General features: G+C 21.5%; 17 protein-coding genes, 4 tRNA genes and 1 pseudogene. 14 read left to right on the top strand and 8 right to left on the bottom strand.

What is annotated here, in order from left to right:
- Positions 1 to 85 precede the first annotated feature (85 nt).
- Positions 86 to 1,321 (bottom strand): tRNA CCA-pyrophosphorylase, encoded by a 1,236-nt coding sequence (locus AB4W57_RS00260; RefSeq protein WP_367677569.1) that lies wholly within the window; start codon positions 1,319 to 1,321, stop codon positions 86 to 88.
- Between the two features lie 199 nt (positions 1,322 to 1,520).
- On the opposite strand from AB4W57_RS00260, the gene ribB reads away from it, so the two are divergent.
- Complete coding sequence (ribB, locus tag AB4W57_RS00255) at positions 1,521 to 2,168, top strand: 3,4-dihydroxy-2-butanone-4-phosphate synthase (protein WP_367677568.1); 648 nt, start codon at positions 1,521 to 1,523, stop codon at positions 2,166 to 2,168.
- Here the strand turns inward: ribB and tsaD are convergent.
- Positions 2,165 to 3,172: a tRNA (adenosine(37)-N6)-threonylcarbamoyltransferase complex transferase subunit TsaD gene (gene tsaD, locus AB4W57_RS00250; protein WP_367677567.1), complete on the bottom strand. Its 1,008-nt coding sequence runs from the start codon at positions 3,170 to 3,172 to the stop codon at positions 2,165 to 2,167. The two genes, ribB and tsaD, sit on opposite strands and share 4 nt — an antisense overlap.
- A gap of 109 nt (positions 3,173 to 3,281) precedes the next feature.
- Here tsaD and rpsU point away from each other — a divergent pair, with 109 nt between their 5' ends.
- The 3 genes from rpsU (at position 3,282) to rpoD (ending at position 7,271) form a co-directional block, all read left to right on the top strand.
- On the top strand, positions 3,282 to 3,497 hold the full coding sequence (gene rpsU, locus AB4W57_RS00245) for a 30S ribosomal protein S21 (RefSeq protein ID WP_367674093.1): 216 nt from the start codon (positions 3,282 to 3,284) through the stop codon (positions 3,495 to 3,497).
- 97 nt (positions 3,498 to 3,594) lie between these two features.
- The gene (dnaG, locus tag AB4W57_RS00240) at positions 3,595 to 5,343 is read left to right on the top strand and encodes a DNA primase (protein ID WP_367677566.1); all 1,749 of its coding nucleotides are present in this window, start codon (positions 3,595 to 3,597) and stop codon (positions 5,341 to 5,343) included.
- A 101-nt stretch (positions 5,344 to 5,444) separates the two neighbouring features.
- Positions 5,445 to 7,271: an RNA polymerase sigma factor RpoD gene (gene rpoD, locus AB4W57_RS00235; protein WP_367677565.1), complete on the top strand. Its 1,827-nt coding sequence runs from the start codon at positions 5,445 to 5,447 to the stop codon at positions 7,269 to 7,271.
- A 129-nt stretch (positions 7,272 to 7,400) separates the two neighbouring features.
- Here the strand turns inward: rpoD and secB are convergent, their stop codons facing one another.
- The 5 genes from secB to AB4W57_RS00210 form a co-directional block, all read right to left on the bottom strand.
- Positions 7,401 to 7,859: a protein-export chaperone SecB gene (secB, locus tag AB4W57_RS00230; RefSeq protein WP_367677564.1), complete on the bottom strand. Its 459-nt coding sequence runs from the start codon at positions 7,857 to 7,859 to the stop codon at positions 7,401 to 7,403.
- Between the two features lie 75 nt (positions 7,860 to 7,934).
- A complete protein-coding gene (locus tag AB4W57_RS00225; RefSeq protein ID WP_367677563.1) occupies positions 7,935 to 8,366 on the bottom strand; it encodes a rhodanese-like domain-containing protein in 432 nt (143 codons plus the stop codon).
- Positions 8,367 to 8,522: 156 nt separating this feature from the next.
- Positions 8,523 to 9,911, bottom strand: a complete 1,389-nt coding sequence (gene argH / locus AB4W57_RS00220) for an argininosuccinate lyase (RefSeq protein WP_367677562.1) — start codon at positions 9,909 to 9,911, stop codon at positions 8,523 to 8,525.
- A 45-nt stretch (positions 9,912 to 9,956) separates the two neighbouring features.
- Positions 9,957 to 11,162, bottom strand: coding sequence for an argininosuccinate synthase (locus AB4W57_RS00215; RefSeq protein WP_367677733.1), 1,206 nt, complete (start codon positions 11,160 to 11,162; stop codon positions 9,957 to 9,959).
- A gap of 146 nt (positions 11,163 to 11,308) precedes the next feature.
- Positions 11,309 to 12,181: a methylenetetrahydrofolate reductase gene (locus AB4W57_RS00210; protein WP_367677561.1), complete on the bottom strand. Its 873-nt coding sequence runs from the start codon at positions 12,179 to 12,181 to the stop codon at positions 11,309 to 11,311.
- Between the two features lie 431 nt (positions 12,182 to 12,612).
- Between AB4W57_RS00210 and AB4W57_RS00205 the strand changes: the two genes are divergently transcribed.
- The 4 genes from AB4W57_RS00205 (at position 12,613) to AB4W57_RS00190 (ending at position 13,010) form a co-directional block, all read left to right on the top strand.
- Positions 12,613 to 12,685, top strand: a tRNA-Thr gene (locus tag AB4W57_RS00205).
- Between the two features lie 34 nt (positions 12,686 to 12,719).
- A tRNA-Tyr gene (locus AB4W57_RS00200) sits at positions 12,720 to 12,801 on the top strand.
- 9 nt (positions 12,802 to 12,810) lie between these two features.
- Positions 12,811 to 12,882: transfer RNA gene (locus tag AB4W57_RS00195), tRNA-Gly, on the top strand.
- Between the two features lie 54 nt (positions 12,883 to 12,936).
- A tRNA-Thr gene (locus tag AB4W57_RS00190) sits at positions 12,937 to 13,010 on the top strand.
- 20 nt (positions 13,011 to 13,030) lie between these two features.
- On the opposite strand, the gene AB4W57_RS00185 is transcribed toward AB4W57_RS00190, so the two are convergent.
- Complete coding sequence (locus AB4W57_RS00185) at positions 13,031 to 13,159, bottom strand: hypothetical protein (protein WP_367677734.1); 129 nt, start codon at positions 13,157 to 13,159, stop codon at positions 13,031 to 13,033.
- Between AB4W57_RS00185 and secE the strand changes: the two genes are divergently transcribed.
- From secE to rplL, 6 genes and pseudogenes are all read left to right on the top strand, one after another.
- The gene (secE, locus tag AB4W57_RS00180; RefSeq protein ID WP_367677732.1) at positions 13,113 to 13,439 is read left to right on the top strand and encodes a preprotein translocase subunit SecE; all 327 of its coding nucleotides are present in this window, start codon (positions 13,113 to 13,115) and stop codon (positions 13,437 to 13,439) included. The two genes, AB4W57_RS00185 and secE, sit on opposite strands and share 47 nt — an antisense overlap.
- A gap of 33 nt (positions 13,440 to 13,472) precedes the next feature.
- Positions 13,473 to 14,006: pseudogene (gene nusG / locus AB4W57_RS00175) on the top strand (transcription termination/antitermination protein NusG); the annotation flags it as partial.
- Between the two features lie 28 nt (positions 14,007 to 14,034).
- A complete protein-coding gene (gene rplK, locus AB4W57_RS00170; RefSeq protein WP_367677560.1) occupies positions 14,035 to 14,469 on the top strand; it encodes a 50S ribosomal protein L11 in 435 nt (144 codons plus the stop codon).
- A 5-nt stretch (positions 14,470 to 14,474) separates the two neighbouring features.
- Positions 14,475 to 15,152, top strand: a complete 678-nt coding sequence (gene rplA, locus AB4W57_RS00165; protein ID WP_367677559.1) for a 50S ribosomal protein L1 — start codon at positions 14,475 to 14,477, stop codon at positions 15,150 to 15,152.
- A gap of 226 nt (positions 15,153 to 15,378) precedes the next feature.
- Positions 15,379 to 15,876 carry a 50S ribosomal protein L10 gene (gene rplJ, locus AB4W57_RS00160; protein ID WP_367677558.1) on the top strand — a complete coding sequence of 166 codons (498 nt, stop codon included), beginning with the start codon at positions 15,379 to 15,381 and terminating at the stop codon, positions 15,874 to 15,876.
- 29 nt (positions 15,877 to 15,905) lie between these two features.
- Entirely contained in the window at positions 15,906 to 16,271 is a 366-nt protein-coding gene (gene rplL, locus AB4W57_RS00155) for a 50S ribosomal protein L7/L12 (RefSeq protein ID WP_367677557.1), read from the top strand.
- Positions 16,272 to 16,315 lie beyond the last annotated feature (44 nt).

Genomic DNA, 16,315 nt, shown 5'->3' with positions numbered 1-16,315 from the left:
TTTTAGTAAATTTTTAAAAATTTAAAATTATATTTATACAATTTTATTTAAAAATATTAAGAAAATATATTTAAAAAAATAAATTTTATTTTAATATAAAAACTTTCAATCTATAAATATCTAAAATAAAAATTCTTAATCGTATTAATTCTTTTTTAATTAAATATCCTTTAAATCCTTCTTGTAAAATAAATTTTATAGAAATGACATTAATAATTAAAAAAATTATTTTAAAAAAATTACTAATATTTTTTTTTTTACAATGATATTTGCATTTAGAAAAAAATAAACAATATTCACTTAAAACAGAAATTTTAAGAATTTGAGATGGATTTCTCCAAATGTCCATACGATTAAATAAATTTACTATATCTTTGGAAGTAATACAAAAGATATTATGTAAAAAAAAATAATTTTTTGCCACAATATATGATAATTTACGAATTGAACTTGGAATATCTAATCTAATAAACATTTTCTTTATTAAATGAGAATGATAAAAACTATCTTTATTTAAATAATTTTGAATATAAAAATTTTTATAATAAATAAAAAACTGACATAAAAAAGCAAATCTCATTTTTATAGAACGATATTTTTTTGAAAAATTAGATAAAGAGAATAAAAAATGTTCTCCTAAATTTTTATTTTTATAAAAAAAATAATTTTTTTTAATTTTATATAAATAATCAATTTCTGGAAATAAAATAGATAATGCATTGCATTTTTTTAAAATTAGAAAATACACATGAGGAGAATATGTTAATAACGCTTTTCTTGTTTCATTCCACACTCTATGAGAAGTTAAAAAAGATAATTCTCCACTTTGAACTATAAAATTCATTACTTTCATAGTTTCTTTTGCTATATAAAAACCTAAATGTGCTAATTGAGCAGAAAACCTTGCTACTCTTAATACTCTTAATGGATCTTCTATAAAAGATTCTGAAATATGCCTTAATATTCTTAATTTAATATCTTGAATTCCATGTACAGGATCAATAAAGTTTCCATATTGATCTTGAGCAATAGCATTAATTGTTAGATCTCTTCTAATTAAATCTTCATGTAAAGTAACTTTTTTAGAATAATTAGTTTTAAAACCAGTATAACCTACACCGAATTTTTTTTCAGTTCTAGCTAATGCATATTCTTCAAAAGTTTTTGGATGTAAAAAAACTGGAAAATCTTTTCCTACCTGTTTAAATTTTTTTTTAAGTAAATCTTGTGGTGTAGATCCTACTACCACCCAATCTCTATCTTTAATAGGTAATTTTAACAAATAATCTCTAACAGCTCCTCCTACTAAATAAATTTTCATTAATCACCCTATATTTTAAAAAATAATAAAATTATATTTATACAATCATAAAGAATTTTATTAATTTAAATAATAATATAAAATTATAGATTTAAAAATATAATAGTCTAATCATAAAAAATATGCTAAATTTTTATCTTAAAAAATAGATTATATAAATAATTTTATAAATTTATTTTTTTTTCATAAGGTCCATCGTATGTATTTATTATCTAAATTTGGTAATTCTAAAAATCGTATTAAAAATGCAATTTCTGATTTAAAAAATAAAAAAGGAATCATTATTATAGATGATCAAGATAGAGAAAATGAAAGTGATTTAGTATTTTCAGCTAAAACAATGACAGTCAAGCAAATGGCTTTTATGATTAGAAATTGTAGTGGAATAGTATGCTTATGTATAACAGATCAAAAAAGAAAAAAATTAGAACTTCCTATGATGGTTAAAAATAATACTAATGCATATAAAACAGGTTTTACCATAAGTATAGAATCCGCTAAAGGAATTACTACAGGTGTATCTGCTAAAGACAGATTAAAAACTATTCAAACAGCAATTGCAAAAAATGCTAAACCGCATCATTTAAATAAACCAGGACATATTTTTCCATTAAGAGCCCATGTTAAAGGTATAAAATATAGAGCAGGACATACAGAATCATCTTTAGAAATAGTAAATCTCGCTGGATTTGGAAAATACAGTGTAATTTGTGAACTAACTAAAAAAAATGGATCTATGTTTCGTATAAAAGATAGTATTAAATTTGCAGAATTATATCAAATAACTATAATTTCTATTCAAGATATTATAAAATACTTATCTAATGAAAAAAATTTTAATTCTTAATTATAAATTTTCCATTTAGGATAAACTTTGATACCATAATTTCTATCTATTTGATTTAATTTAAATTTTAACATTCCAGTATAAGCTATCATTGCTGCATTATCAGTACATAATTCCAGTCTAGAAAAAAACAGATTTCCTTTATATCGTTGTACCATTATTTTTAATTTTTTTCTTAATTCTGTATTAGCGCTTACTCCTCCAGAAATAACTAAACGATTAATATTTGTTTTTTGAATAGCTTTTTCACATTTCTTTACTAAAACATCTGTTATAGATTGTTCAAATGCTTTAGCTACGTCAGCTTTAAATTGAAAATTTAAATTTTTTTTTTTATTAATAAAATTAATTACAGAAGTTTTTAATCCTGAAAAACTAAAATTTAAATTATTTTTTTTTAACATAGGTTTCGGAAAAACATATTTATTTAAAGTTCCAAATTTAGATATTTTAGAAATTTCTGGACCACCTGGATATCTTAATTTTAAATTTTTAGATACTTTATCAAAAGCTTCACCAGCTGCATCATCTATAGATTTTCCCAATAAACTATATTTTCCTAAAGCATGCGCATAAATTATTTCTGTATGTTTTCCAGAAACTAATAAAGTTAAAAAAGGAAAAATAGGACACTTATCTTCCATCATAACAGATAATAAATGTGCTTCTAGATGATTTATTATAATAGTTGGTATATTTAAAGAATAAGCTAAAGAATTACTAAAGGTTGCACCTACTAATAAAGAACCTGACAATCCTGGTCCAGCAGTATATGCTATAGCATCAATATTATCTATATTATTATTTCTTTTCTTAAATATACTTTTACATAAATTGAAAATATTTAACATGTGCTCTCTAGAAGCTATTTCTGGAACAATTCCACCGTATTTATTATGAATATTAGATTGACTTAATACTTGATTTATTATTAAACCATATTTATCATCATAAACAGCTATTCCTGTATCATCACAAGAAGTCTCAATACCTAAAATTCTCATTTTTTATATTCCTTATATAATATTTTATTTAAATAACTGATTTAAAATTATAAATTTGATAAACTATTCTATATCGAAGGTATCTTTATAATTAAAATAAGAAAAAAATATGCCAATAATAAAAGTTCGTGAGCATGAGCCGTTTGATGTTGCTTTAAGACGCTTTAAAAGATCTTGTGAAAAAGCAGGAATTTTAGCAGAAATTCGTAGAAGAGAATGTTATGAAAAACCTACTACTAGAAGAAAACGTGCTAAAGCTTCTGCTATCAAAAGATTAACTAAAAAGTTATGTAGAGAAAATTTAAAAAGAAAAAAAATGTATTAAAAAAATTTTATTAAAGTATTATTTAAACCGTTCATATAAAAAATGCGAACGGTTAAATACATATCTCAAAAAAAAAGATTTTATTTTAATGAGGCATATGATTCGAACAATTCCAAAACCATTTATTAACGAATTATTATTAAAAACTAATATTGTAGATTTAATACAATCTAGAATTAATTTACAAAAAAAAGGAAAAAATTATCAAACAAAGTGTCCATTTCATGAAGAAAAAACTCCTTCTTTTATTGTAAGCTATGAAAAACAATTTTTTCATTGTTTTGGATGTCATGTACATGGTAACGTAATTGACTTTTTAATGAATTATGATGGGTTAAATTTTATAGAATGTATAGAAGAATTATCAATTCTAAATAATATTAATATTCCATTTAAAAAAAATAATTCTATTATTGAAAAAAAATATTTTTATAGAAAAAATTTATATGAATTAATGAACAACATATCTTATATATATCATAAAAATCTTTTTAATAAAAACTCAAAAAATGCTTTTGAATATATAAAAAATAGACAAATTAAAAAAAAAATTATAAATTTATTTTTAATAGGATATTCTAATACATATACACTAAATAAAATTCTTCAAACTCAATTAAAAAATTATACAAAAAATGATTTACAAAAAACTGGAATAATTAATATAAATTATTTAGGGAATATATATGATAAATTTGATCAAAGAATTATATTACCTATACGCGATAGATATGGCAGAACTCATGGATTTGGAGGACGCTCTTTAACAGAAAATAAATTACCTAAATATATAAATTCTCAAGAAACAGAAATATTTCATAAAAAAAAAATAATTTATGGATTATATGAAATTCAAAATAAAAAAAAGAATATTAAACATGTCATTGTTGTAGAAGGATATTTTGATGTTATTTTACTTACTCAATTTAAAATTAAAAATGTAATTTCTATTTTAGGTACAGCATGTACAAAAGAGCACTTTAAAATTTTATTTAATATAACTAAAACAATTATATTTTGTTATGATGGAGATAAAGCAGGAAGAAATGCATCTTGGAATACATTAATAAATGCTTTACCATATTTATATAACGATCGAAATATTAAATTTATTTTACTTGAAAAAAATGAAGATCCGGATTCTTTTATAAAAAAAAAAGGAAAACAAGCCTTTAAAAAAAAAATAAAAAATTCTATATATATGTCAGAATATTTATTTCAAAATCTTATAAAAAAACATGATCTGAATACAATAGAAGGTCAAAAAGATTTTATTTATCAAGCGGTATCTTTAATTAAAAAAATTCATAGTCATACTTATAAATTTTTTTTATATAAATTATTAAGTAAAAAATTTGGAATATTAGATATAAATTACTTTAAAGTAATTTTAAAAAAAAAAAATAAACATATTCATATACAGAAAAAATATAGTTTAATGAGAGTTTTAATTAGTTTAATTATTCAAAATCCAAAATTATATATATTAATTTCAAATAAAAAAATATCTAAAATAAAGTATAAAGGTATTAAGATTTTTTTAAATATTATTAAAAAATGTTCTTTAAATCCTAATATAAATACTGGACTATTATTAGAACAATATAGAGAAAAAAAAATATATTTAATTTTAAAATACTTGTCTATATGGAATAATATGATAGAAAAAAAAAAAATTAAAAAAACATTTTTAGAACTTATCAATTTTTTATATGTAAAATCATTAAAAAAAAAATTAAAAAAATTATTATTAAAAGAACAAAAAAAAGGCTTAAATAATAAAGAAAAAAAAGAATTTTGGTTAATTAACAAAAAAATAATTAAAAAACAAAAAAATTTATTCTAAAAATTATTAACTAAAAAATTTATTATTTCTAATAATATCATTTATATTTAATATAATAAAAGAATCTCCTTAATTAAAATTTATAAAGCGGATATTATCTTATGGATAAAAACCAAAAATCACAGCTGAAAGCTCTTATTACTTATGGTAAAGAGCAAGGATTTTTAACTTTTGCTGAGATTAACGATCATTTACCAGAAGATATGATTGATTCAGAACAAATTCAAGATATCATTCAAATTATTAATGATATGGGAATTCAAGTAGTAGAAAAAGTGCCTGATTCAGATGATTTAATATTAAATAACTCTAATAATACAGATGAAGAAGTTGTAGAAGCTGCAACACAAGTACTATCTAATGTTGAAACAGAACTAGTGCGAACAACAGATCCGATACGAATGTACATGAGAGAAATGGGTACAGTAGAATTATTAACACGTGAAGGTGAAATTAAAATAGCAAAAAAAATAGAAGATGGAATTAAACAAATTCAAGCTTCAGTATCAGAATATCCAAAATCTATTCAATATCTTTTAAAAAAATATAGTCAAATTAAATCAGGAAAAATAAAAATCTCTGATGTAATAACAGGATTTTTAGATCAAAACATTGAATATAAATATACAAATATTAAAAATAATAACTTTCATTTAGAAATACATGATGTACATGAAAATTTTCGAAAAGAAAATAAAAAAAATACAGAAGAAGATTTTATAGATAAAAAATTGATGAAAAACAAATTTTCTGAATTAAAAAATCAATATATTCTAACAAAAAAAATCATTAAAAAAAAAACTCGTAATCATAAAGATTCTATTCGAGAAATAAAAAAATTATCTATAATTTTTAAACAATTTAAATTGGCTCCAAAACAATTTAATTATCTTAAAAAAAGTATGCGTTATATTATTCAACGTATTCGTATACATGAAAATATTCTTATGAAATTATTCATAGATAAATGTCATGTTCCAAAAAAAATTTTTATAAAGCTATTTTTAGGTAATGAAACAAATAAAAAATGGTTATTTATAATAAAAAAAATGAATGTAAAATGGTCAAAAAAAATTCATAAATTAGAAAAAATTATTCAATATAGAATAAATAAATTAATCAAAATAGAAAAAAAAGTACAATTAAAAATTAGTCAAATTAAAAAAATTCATAAAAAAATTATTCTTGGAGAAAAAAAATCTAAATATGCTAAAAAAGAAATGGTTGAAGCAAATTTAAGATTAGTCATTTCTATTGCAAAAAAATACACAAATCGCGGTCTTCAATTTTTAGATTTAATACAAGAAGGGAATATCGGTTTAATGAAAGCAGTAGATAAATTTGAATACCGTAGAGGGTATAAATTTTCGACTTATGCAACATGGTGGATTAGACAAGCAATTACTAGATCAATAGCTGATCAAGCTCGAACAATTAGAATACCTGTACATATGATCGAAACTATTAATAAACTAAATAGAATTTCTAGACAAATTTTACAAGAAATAGGTCGTGAACCTACACCAGAAGAACTCTCTGAAAAAATGCTAATTTCAGAAGATAAAATTAGAAAAGTTTTAAAAATTGCTAAAGAACCAATTTCTATGGAAACACCTATAGGAGACGATGAAGATTCTCATCTAGGAGATTTTATTGAAGATACTACATTAGAATTACCTCTAGAATCTGCTACATCTAAAAGTTTAAAAAACGCTACTCATAACATTCTATCTAGTTTAACTCCTAGAGAAGCAAAAGTATTACGTATGAGATTTGGAATTGATATGAATACAGATCATACACTAGAAGAAGTAGGTAAACAATTTGATGTTACAAGAGAGAGAATTCGACAAATTGAAGCAAAAGCTTTAAGAAAATTAAGACATCCAAGTAGATCTGAAATATTAAAAAGTTTTCTAGATAATTAAAATACAGTATTTATTAATTAATTAAAATTTTCTAATATATCGTTAACAATAATTAAATATGATTATTGTTAACAAAATAATTAAAATTTAAAAATATTTTTTCCGAAAATATAAATAGTTTATATTAAATTAATTTTTAAAATTTTTTTTAGATATTGTTTGATTAAATGCTAAATCAAAATTAATAGGTTCTAAATTTAGTTGAGGAAAACCACCCTTAGATGTTAAATTAGAAACATTTTCTCTAATATAAGGAAAAAGAATACTCGGACAGTATACATTTAAACAATGAGGCAATTCTATTTTCTTGATTCCTTTAATATAAAAGATACCAGCTTGATTAACTTCACATAAAAATACTAATTTACGTTGAATATTTACTTTAACAGTAACACGTAAAATTACTTCAAATAAATCATCGTTTAATTTATCACATGTAGTGTTTAAATCACAAGAAATTTTTGGATCCCATTTTTCTTTAAAAATTTGAGGTGTATAAGGAGATTCAAAAGAAATATCTTTAGTATAAATTTTTTGAATTTGAAACTTTTTTATTTTTTTTTCTGTTTGTTTTTTTTCTTCTAACATAAATCATCTCTAATAAGTTATTAGTATTTTTATTTATATATAATAATTAATCTTACAAAAATATTTTAAATAAAATTATTTTCTACATATTAATGGTAATTTTTTTACATTCCATTTTTTTAATCCATGCTTTAAAATAAATAATTTTTTAAAATTATTTTTATAAAAAATGTCTATACAATCTTGTAAAAAAATATTATCATCAGCAACAAAAATAATATTTTTAGTTTTAAAAGAATTTAACTTATCTAAGTTATAAGAATAAATTTTTTTTAAAGGAATATTAATAGAATTTGGAATAAAACCTTTCAAAAAATCTTTTTTTGAACGAACATCAATAATAATTGAAGATTTGTCATTGATAAATAACATAACGTGATTAATATCAATTAATTTAGCTCTTGAAAATAATTTTTGAGTAATAAAAGAAATTATTGAAAATAATAATATTAACCACGCAGAAAAAAGAAATAAATGACTATGTATAAAATATAAAAAATTTTTCATTTGAAATCCTATTAAAATTATTCTAAATAAAATATATTTTATCTAAATTTATATCAAAAGATTTAATAATTTATATAAATTATTTAAAACAAATTTTAATTTATTATTAAATAAAATATTTTTTTAAATTTTATTAAAAAAATCATATATAACATTTTATGTAGAAATATTTTTTAAAATTTGTTTTTTAGATCTAAATATTGCTTTTAATATTTGTATCTTTGATGTTCCACCACGAGATATTTTTTTATCTAAACAATTTTTTAAATCAATTTCTTTATAAACATTATCATTAAATAATTCTGAAAATTTTTTAAACTCAGGTAAACTTAATTCAGATAAAGATTTATTTTGAGAAAGAGCATATAAAACTATTTTACCAGAAAGATGATGCGAATCTCTAAAACTCATGCCTTGACGTACTAAATAATCTGCTAAATCTGTAGAATTTGTATATCCTTTTTCAGCAGATTTTTTACATTTGTTAATATTTATTTTTAATCCTGATAATACTATTTTAGACATATTTAAACAAGATTCCCATGTTTCTAAAGCGTCAAATAAATTTTTTTTATCTTCTTGCATGTCTTTATTATATGCTAATGGTAATCCTTTTAGTAATACAAGAATATTTAATAAAGAACCATATACGTGACCAGTTTTTCCTCTAATTAATTCTAATGCGTCTGGATTTTTTTTTTGTGGCATTAAAGAAGATCCTGAAGTCACTTGATCTGATAACTCTATAAAGTTACATTCTCCTGAATTAAAAAATATTAAATCTTCTGAAAATCTAGATAAATGCATCATTCCTATAGAAGCAATAGATAATAATTCTACTACATAATCTCTATCAGAAACACTATCTAAACTATTATTACTGACTTTAGCAAATCCCATTAAATGAGCTAATTTTTTTCTATTAATTTTCCAGCCTGTTCCAGATAAAGCACCAGATCCTAAAGGACTAACATTTACTCGTTTAAAGCAATCATTTAATCTAGAAAAATCTCTTTGAATCATTTCAAAATAAGCTAAACACCAATGTGAAAAAATAATTGGTTGCGCTTGCTGTAAATGAGTATATCCAGGAAAAATAGATTCAATATTTTTTTCAGATAAAAATACCAATGATTCTTGTAACCTTATGAGATTTTTTTTTAAATAATTAATTTTTTCTTTAACCCATAATCTTAAATCTGTTGTTACTTGATCATTTCGACTTCTACCAGTATGTAATTTTTTTCCAATATCTCCTAAAATATAAATTAACTTTTTTTCAACCCATGAATGTATATCTTCGGAATCACTTAATAAAATTTTTTTAGGATTTTTTTCAATTTCCTGAAAAATAAAATTTAATGTTGTTTCTAACTGTTTTTGTTCATATTCTTTAATAATATTACTTTCTAAAAGAATTTTAGACCATGCTATAGAAGATTGAATATCCTGTTTAATTAAAATATAGTCTATTTTTAAAGAATTATTAAAATTTTTAAAAAAATTATCAGATTTTTTTAAAAACCTACCACCCCAAAGAGCCATATTAAATTTTCCATAAAAAATTTTAAAAGAGAAATTATATAAACATTATTTTTTTTTTATAGCACGAATTTTAGAAGATAAAGAAAAAAGATTAATAAATCCAGATGCATCAGATTGTTTATATACTGAATCTTTTCCAAAAGTAGAATAAGATTTTGAGTATAATGAATTAGGAGATTTTTTTTGTACTGCAGATACCATTCCTTTATATAATTTTAAAACTACTTCTCCAGTTACTAATTTAGATAAATTATTCGCAGCCGATTGTATTGACTTTCTTAAAGGTGTAAACCAGCGACCATCATAAATAATATGAGACATTTCTAATGCTAACTGTTCTCTCCATTTCATAGATTCTTTATCTAAAACTAATTGTTCAATTGCTCTAATTGCCTGATACATAATTGTTCCACCAGGAGTTTCATAACAACCTCTAGATTTTAATCCAATTAATCTATTTTCTACTATATCTATACGTCCAATTCCATGAATAGATCCAATTTTATTTAATTTTTTTAAACATTGAACTGGTTTTTTATTTTTACCGTTTATAGATATAACGCAACCATTTTTTATATATAATGAAATATATTCCGGTTTATTTGGAGCCTCTTCTGGACTATTTGTCCATGACCAGCAATCTTTTTCTGATTTATTCCATAAATTTTCTAATCGTCCACCCTCTGTAGAAATATGAAAAATATTTTCATCTTTACTATAAATTTTTTTTAAAGTAGCAGTAGTAGGAATATTTTTTTTACGTAAATATTCTAATAATTCTTCACGAGATGTAAAATTCCATTCTCTCCATGGAGAAATTATTTTTAATTTAGGAGATAAAGAAGAATAAGCCATTTCAAATCTAACTTGATCATTACCTTTACCTGTAGCTCCGTGAGCTACAGCAATCGCACCAATTTTTTTTGCTAATTCTACTTGAGCTAATGCGATAATTGGTCGCGCAATTGCTGTTCCTAACAAATATGAACCTTCATATAAAGAACCTATTTTTAATAAAGGATAAATATAATCTTTAACAAAAATTTCTTTTAAATCAAAAACTTCACATCCTACCGCTCCTGATTGTATAGCTTTTTCTTTAATACCGTTTAAATCATTTTTAGATTGACCTATATCTACTACTAATGCAAAGATATTTAAACTATAATTTTCTTTAATCCAAGGAATAATTGCTGAAGTATCTAAACCCCCCGAATATGCTAAAACAACCGTTTTTTTATTCAAAGTTATCTCCAAAAATCTTATATTAAATTAGTTTTTTAAAATTTATTTATCAATATTATTAAAAAAATTTTAAATGATTTTTAAAAAATCACACTATATTATTAAAATTAAATACAATTTATATTTTTAATAAAATTATTTTATATTAAAAATTACAAATGACGACAAATAGAATATATAAAATCTGATTTATTTAAAGTATATATATGAAAATCTTTTATTCCTTCTTTGTATAAAGATTGTATCATATTAATTGCTAACTGAAAGCCTATTTTATTTTTCTCTGCTAAAGTTTGATTTGATTTTAAATATAAATCTTTAATCCAATTTGGAACATATATATTTGAAAGTAAACAAAATTTATAAACTTGATCAAAATCTTTAATTGGACATATTCCAGGTATAATTTTTTCTTTAATTCCAATACCTAAACATCGATCTCTAAATCTTAAAAAATTATCTATATCAAAAAAAAATTGTGTAATAGCTTGATGAGCCCCAGAATCAATTTTATCTTTTAAATACATTAAATCACTTTGTAAACTTTTTGCTTCTGGATGAATTTCTGGATAAGCAGCAACAGATATTTTAAAATTAGCAATATTTTTTAATAAAATTACTAAATCTTTAGCATACATTTGCGTTTTAATATTTTTTTTAGGATAATCACCGCGAAGAGCTAAAATATGTTTAACACCTGAGTTCCAATATTTTAAAGCAAGTTTTTCTAACTGAATTTTATTTTCATGAACACAGGTCATATGAGGTACAGAATCTATTTTAGTAAAACTTTGTAATTTTTTGATAAAACTATATGTATTATCTTTATTCCCATTATTAGCGCCATATGTAACAGACATAAAAGATGGATTTAAAGAAATTAGTTTCTTAATAGAACTCCAAAAAAATTGATTTAAATCAATTTGAGAAGGAGGAAAAAATTCAAAAGAAAGATTAATTTTATGTAGAATAGATAAATAATTTTTAGTTTTATTTTTAATAAATTTTTTATTTAATAAGTTCATAATTTTTCGTCTCATAATTTATTATTTAAAATAATATAAATAAAAAAATTAAAAAATGTTATACTTTTTAATAAAAATTTATAAATATACATCATAAAAAATTTTATTTAATTTTAGTATTTTACCATAATATAAAAATATTAATTATATTAATAAAATTAAAAAAATATTTAAAATTTATTTAAAAATTTCATTTTAGTAACAATTTTTAATTAAATTTAATATATTTTTAAATATAAAATACTTAAATACATAAAATTATTTTTTAAAAAATTTTTTCATTCAAATACATATTTAATTTAAAAATTATTTAAAATATTTTAATAAAAGAATATTTAAGTATTTGATTTTTTAAAAAAAAAAAAGTAAAATATACACTTAATGTAAAATATTTAATTAAAATTTATTAAATATTTAAATTAATTTATATTGCCGGCTTAGCTCAATCGGTAGAGCAACTGACTTGTAATCAGTAGGTCACCAGTTCGATTCCGGTAGCCGGCAAAAAATTTTATTTGTATTAATTATTAATATAAAAGGTGGGATTCCCGAGCGGCCAAAGGGAGCAGACTGTAAATCTGACGTCTTAGACTTCGAAGGTTCGAATCCTTCTCCCACCATTTAAATATGCGAGCATGGTATAAAGGATATTACCTCAACCTTCCAAGTTGATAATGTGGGTTCAATTCCCACTGTTCGCTCAATTCTCTATTATAACTTTAAAAAAAAAGACAATAAGAAGAATAAATATAAAAGCTGGTATGGCTTAGTGGTTTAAAGCGCACCCTTGGTAAGGGTGAGATCCCCAGTTCAAATCTGGGTATCAGCATTAAATTATATCTTTTAAATTTATAAAATTTTATTTTTAGGATTTCTCATGAAATCTAATATTATTGATAAAATAAACTTAATTCTTAAACACAAAAAAAATATTCTAATTATTTTTTCTATTTTTTTAATAACTTTTTTTTTAAACAAATATTGTCCTTTCTTTATACAATTTAAATATATTAATTTTTTTATATCTCTCATATTTTCAATAATAACAATTTTAATAATTAATAAATATCTTTATAATATACAAAATATATTTAAAGAAATTAATTATGAAATAAAAAATATTACCTGGCCATCAAAACAAGAAACTTTATATACTACATTTATTATCATTTTAATTAGTATATTAATATCAATAATATTATGGTGTTTAGACAACATAATATTTTATCTTATTTCTTTTATTACATCTATTAAATAAAATAGGTTATACAATGAAAATTAAAAACCAAAAAAAAAAAAATGGTATGCAATACAAATTTATTCAGGATTTGAAAATAAAGTCGCTAAATCTATAAAAGATCATATTAAACAAAAAAATATTCAAAATATATTTGGAAAAATAATGATTCCTTCAGAAAAAGTTATAGAAATTAAAAAAGGAAAAAGAAAAAAAAGTGAATATAAATTTTTTCCAGGATATGTTTTAATTAAAATGATTGTAAATGATTTTAGTTGGTATTTAATAAAAAGTATACCTAAAGTAATTGGATTCATTGGAGGATCTCCTGATAAACCATTTCCAATTAATAAAAAAGAAATTCAAAAAATAAAAGAAAAATTACTTCAAATTGGAAATAAACCAAGACCTAAAACATTATTTGAACCTGGAGAAAATATTCGAGTAAACAGTGGACCATTTTCAGATTTTAATGGAATTGTAGAAACTATTGATTATGATAAAAACAGATTAAAAGTATCAATATCTATATTTGGACGATCTACACCTGTAGAATTAGATTTTAATCAAGTAGAAAAAAATACATAAAATATTAAAATAAAAAAAGAGAAAATTAATGTCGAAAAAAATAACAGCATATATTAAATTACAAATTCCAGCAGGTCAAGCAAATCCTAGTCCTCCAGTAGGTCCAGCATTAGGTCAAAAAGGCTTAAATATAATGGATTTTTGTAAGAAATTTAATAATGAAACAAGTAAATTAGAAAAAGGTTTACCAACACCCGTATTAATTAGTGTATTTTCTGATAAAACATTTACATTTATTACAAAAACACCTCCAGCATCTATATTATTAAAAAAATATGCAGGTATAAAAACTGGATCTACAAAACCTAAAACTGATTTTGTAGGTACAATAAAAAAAACTCAAATAGAAGAAATAGCTAAAATTAAAGAACCAGATATGACTGGATCAAACTTAGATAAAATTAGTCAATCTATTATAGGAACAGCAAAATCTATGGGTTTAAAAATTGATGAAAGCTCTTAAAAAATATGAAAAATAAAAATTCTAAAATATATAAAAAAAAAATTAATACCCAAGAACTAGAAAATGCTATTTTAAATTTAAAAAATCAATCTAAAAAAAAATTTATTGAAAGTTTTGATGTAGCAATTATGTTAGGAATTAATACTAAAAAAACTGATCAAAATATTAGAGGTTCTACAACTCTACCTCATGGTACTGGAAAAAAAATTAAAGTGGCAGTATTTGCACATGGAAAAAAAGCAGAAGATGCAAAAAAAGCAGGAGCAGAATATATTGGTATGGAAGATTTATCACAAAAAATAAAAAATAATCAAATTAAATTTGACGTAACTGTAGCAACACCTGAATCTATGAAAACAGTTGGTTTATTAGGATCTATTTTAGGTCCAAAAGGACTAATGCCAAGTTATAAACTCGGAACAATTACATCAAATATTTTTGATATAGTAAAAGAAATAAAAAATGGACAAATAAGATACAAAAATGATAAAAACGGAATTATACATACTTCTATTGGTAAAACAAACTTTTCTACAAATCAAATAAAAGAAAATTTAATACATCTTATCAATGCTTTAAAAAAACAAAAACCTTCTGCTTCTAAAGGAATATATATAAAGAAAATATTCTTAACGACTACGATGGGTAAATCAATTGAACTAGAACAGTCTTTTTTAGAATAAAATTATTAAATATTTTTTTAAAAATATAATATATCCTAGTTTCTTAATTAATTTTTATATATTTTAGTAAGAAATTAGGTTTTTTATTTTATTATTCTTAAATACATTACTTAAATAAACTAAAAAATATAAATTTGCTCAATTTTATTGTAGTTTGAAAAAATATATTTAAATTTCCTATTCAAATAATTATAAAGGATTTCTGCAAAAAAATCTAGGAGTAAAAATGTCAGTTAATCTTCAAAAAAAAAAAATAATTATTGAAAAAATTAAAAAAATATCAAAAAAATCATTATCGGCAGTAGTAGCAAATTCAAATCAAATTAGCGTAAATAAAATTAATATACTACGTAAAAAAGCTAGAAAAAATAGAGTAAAAATCAACGTAGTTAAAAATACTCTGTTAAAAAAAGCAATTCAAAATACACCTTTTGATTGTTTAAAAAAAACACTACATAAATTTACTTTAATTGCACATTCAATAGATCATCCTGGAAGCGCAGCAAAATTATTATATTTATTTTCTAAAAAAAATAAAACTTTTAAAATTAAAGGAGCTGCATTCGAAGGAAAATTTATTGATCCAAAAAATATAGAAAAACTTGCTTTAATACCTACATATAAAGAATCTATACAAAAACTTATGTTTACTTTAAAAGAAGCAGCAATAGGAAAATTCGTACGTATTTTAAGAGCTATTAAAATAAAAAAAGATAAAAATTAGAATAAAATTTATTTATATTAGGAAAAAAAATGTCAATTACTCAAGAAGAAATATTAAAAACAGTATCAAAAATGTCTGTAATGGAAGTCATGGATTTAATTAAATCTATGGAGAAAAAATTTGATGTATCTTCTGTGATTACAATAAATAATAATACTCAAGAAGCTAAAAAAGTAGAAGAAAAAACAGAATTCAATGTGCATATTAAATCAATCGGAAAAAATAAAGTTTCTGTAATACGAGCTGTAAGAAGCTTAACTAGTTTAGGTCTAAAAGAAGCAAAAGATTTAGTAGAATCAGCTCCAGTTTTATTAAAAGAAAAAGTTAATAAAGAAGAATCTGAATCTTTAAAAAAAACGTTGGAAACCGCTGGAGCTGAAATTGAAATTAAATAATAAAAATATATTACTAATTTATTAATTATTAAATCAAGCTGGTG

The sequence above is a fragment of the Buchnera aphidicola (Chaitophorus populicola) genome (assembly GCF_964058995.1).
Classification (GTDB): domain Bacteria; phylum Pseudomonadota; class Gammaproteobacteria; order Enterobacterales; family Enterobacteriaceae; genus Buchnera_J; species Buchnera_J aphidicola_BO.
Note: the sequence above shows the minus strand (reverse complement) of the source record. Positions and strands in the feature narration are given on the sequence as shown.

Excerpts from the sequence above, each read along its gene's own strand:
- AB4W57_RS00260 (WP_367677569.1), bottom strand. The coding sequence starts at position 1,321 with ATGAAAATTTATTTAGTAGGAGGAGCTGTTAGAGATTATTTGTTAAAA.
- ribB (WP_367677568.1), top strand. The coding sequence starts at position 1,521 with ATGTATTTATTATCTAAATTTGGTAATTCTAAAAATCGTATTAAAAAT.
- tsaD (WP_367677567.1), bottom strand. The coding sequence starts at position 3,172 with ATGAGAATTTTAGGTATTGAGACTTCTTGTGATGATACAGGAATAGCT.
- rpsU (WP_367674093.1), top strand. The coding sequence starts at position 3,282 with ATGCCAATAATAAAAGTTCGTGAGCATGAGCCGTTTGATGTTGCTTTA.
- dnaG (WP_367677566.1), top strand. The coding sequence starts at position 3,595 with ATGATTCGAACAATTCCAAAACCATTTATTAACGAATTATTATTAAAA.
- rpoD (WP_367677565.1), top strand. The coding sequence starts at position 5,445 with ATGGATAAAAACCAAAAATCACAGCTGAAAGCTCTTATTACTTATGGT.
- secB (WP_367677564.1), bottom strand. The coding sequence starts at position 7,859 with ATGTTAGAAGAAAAAAAACAAACAGAAAAAAAAATAAAAAAGTTTCAA.
- AB4W57_RS00225 (WP_367677563.1), bottom strand. The coding sequence starts at position 8,366 with ATGAAAAATTTTTTATATTTTATACATAGTCATTTATTTCTTTTTTCT.
- argH (WP_367677562.1), bottom strand. The coding sequence starts at position 9,911 with ATGGCTCTTTGGGGTGGTAGGTTTTTAAAAAAATCTGATAATTTTTTT.
- AB4W57_RS00210 (WP_367677561.1), bottom strand. The coding sequence starts at position 12,181 with ATGAACTTATTAAATAAAAAATTTATTAAAAATAAAACTAAAAATTAT.
- rplK (WP_367677560.1), top strand. The coding sequence starts at position 14,035 with ATGTCGAAAAAAATAACAGCATATATTAAATTACAAATTCCAGCAGGT.
- rplA (WP_367677559.1), top strand. The coding sequence starts at position 14,475 with ATGAAAAATAAAAATTCTAAAATATATAAAAAAAAAATTAATACCCAA.
- rplJ (WP_367677558.1), top strand. The coding sequence starts at position 15,379 with ATGTCAGTTAATCTTCAAAAAAAAAAAATAATTATTGAAAAAATTAAA.
- rplL (WP_367677557.1), top strand. The coding sequence starts at position 15,906 with ATGTCAATTACTCAAGAAGAAATATTAAAAACAGTATCAAAAATGTCT.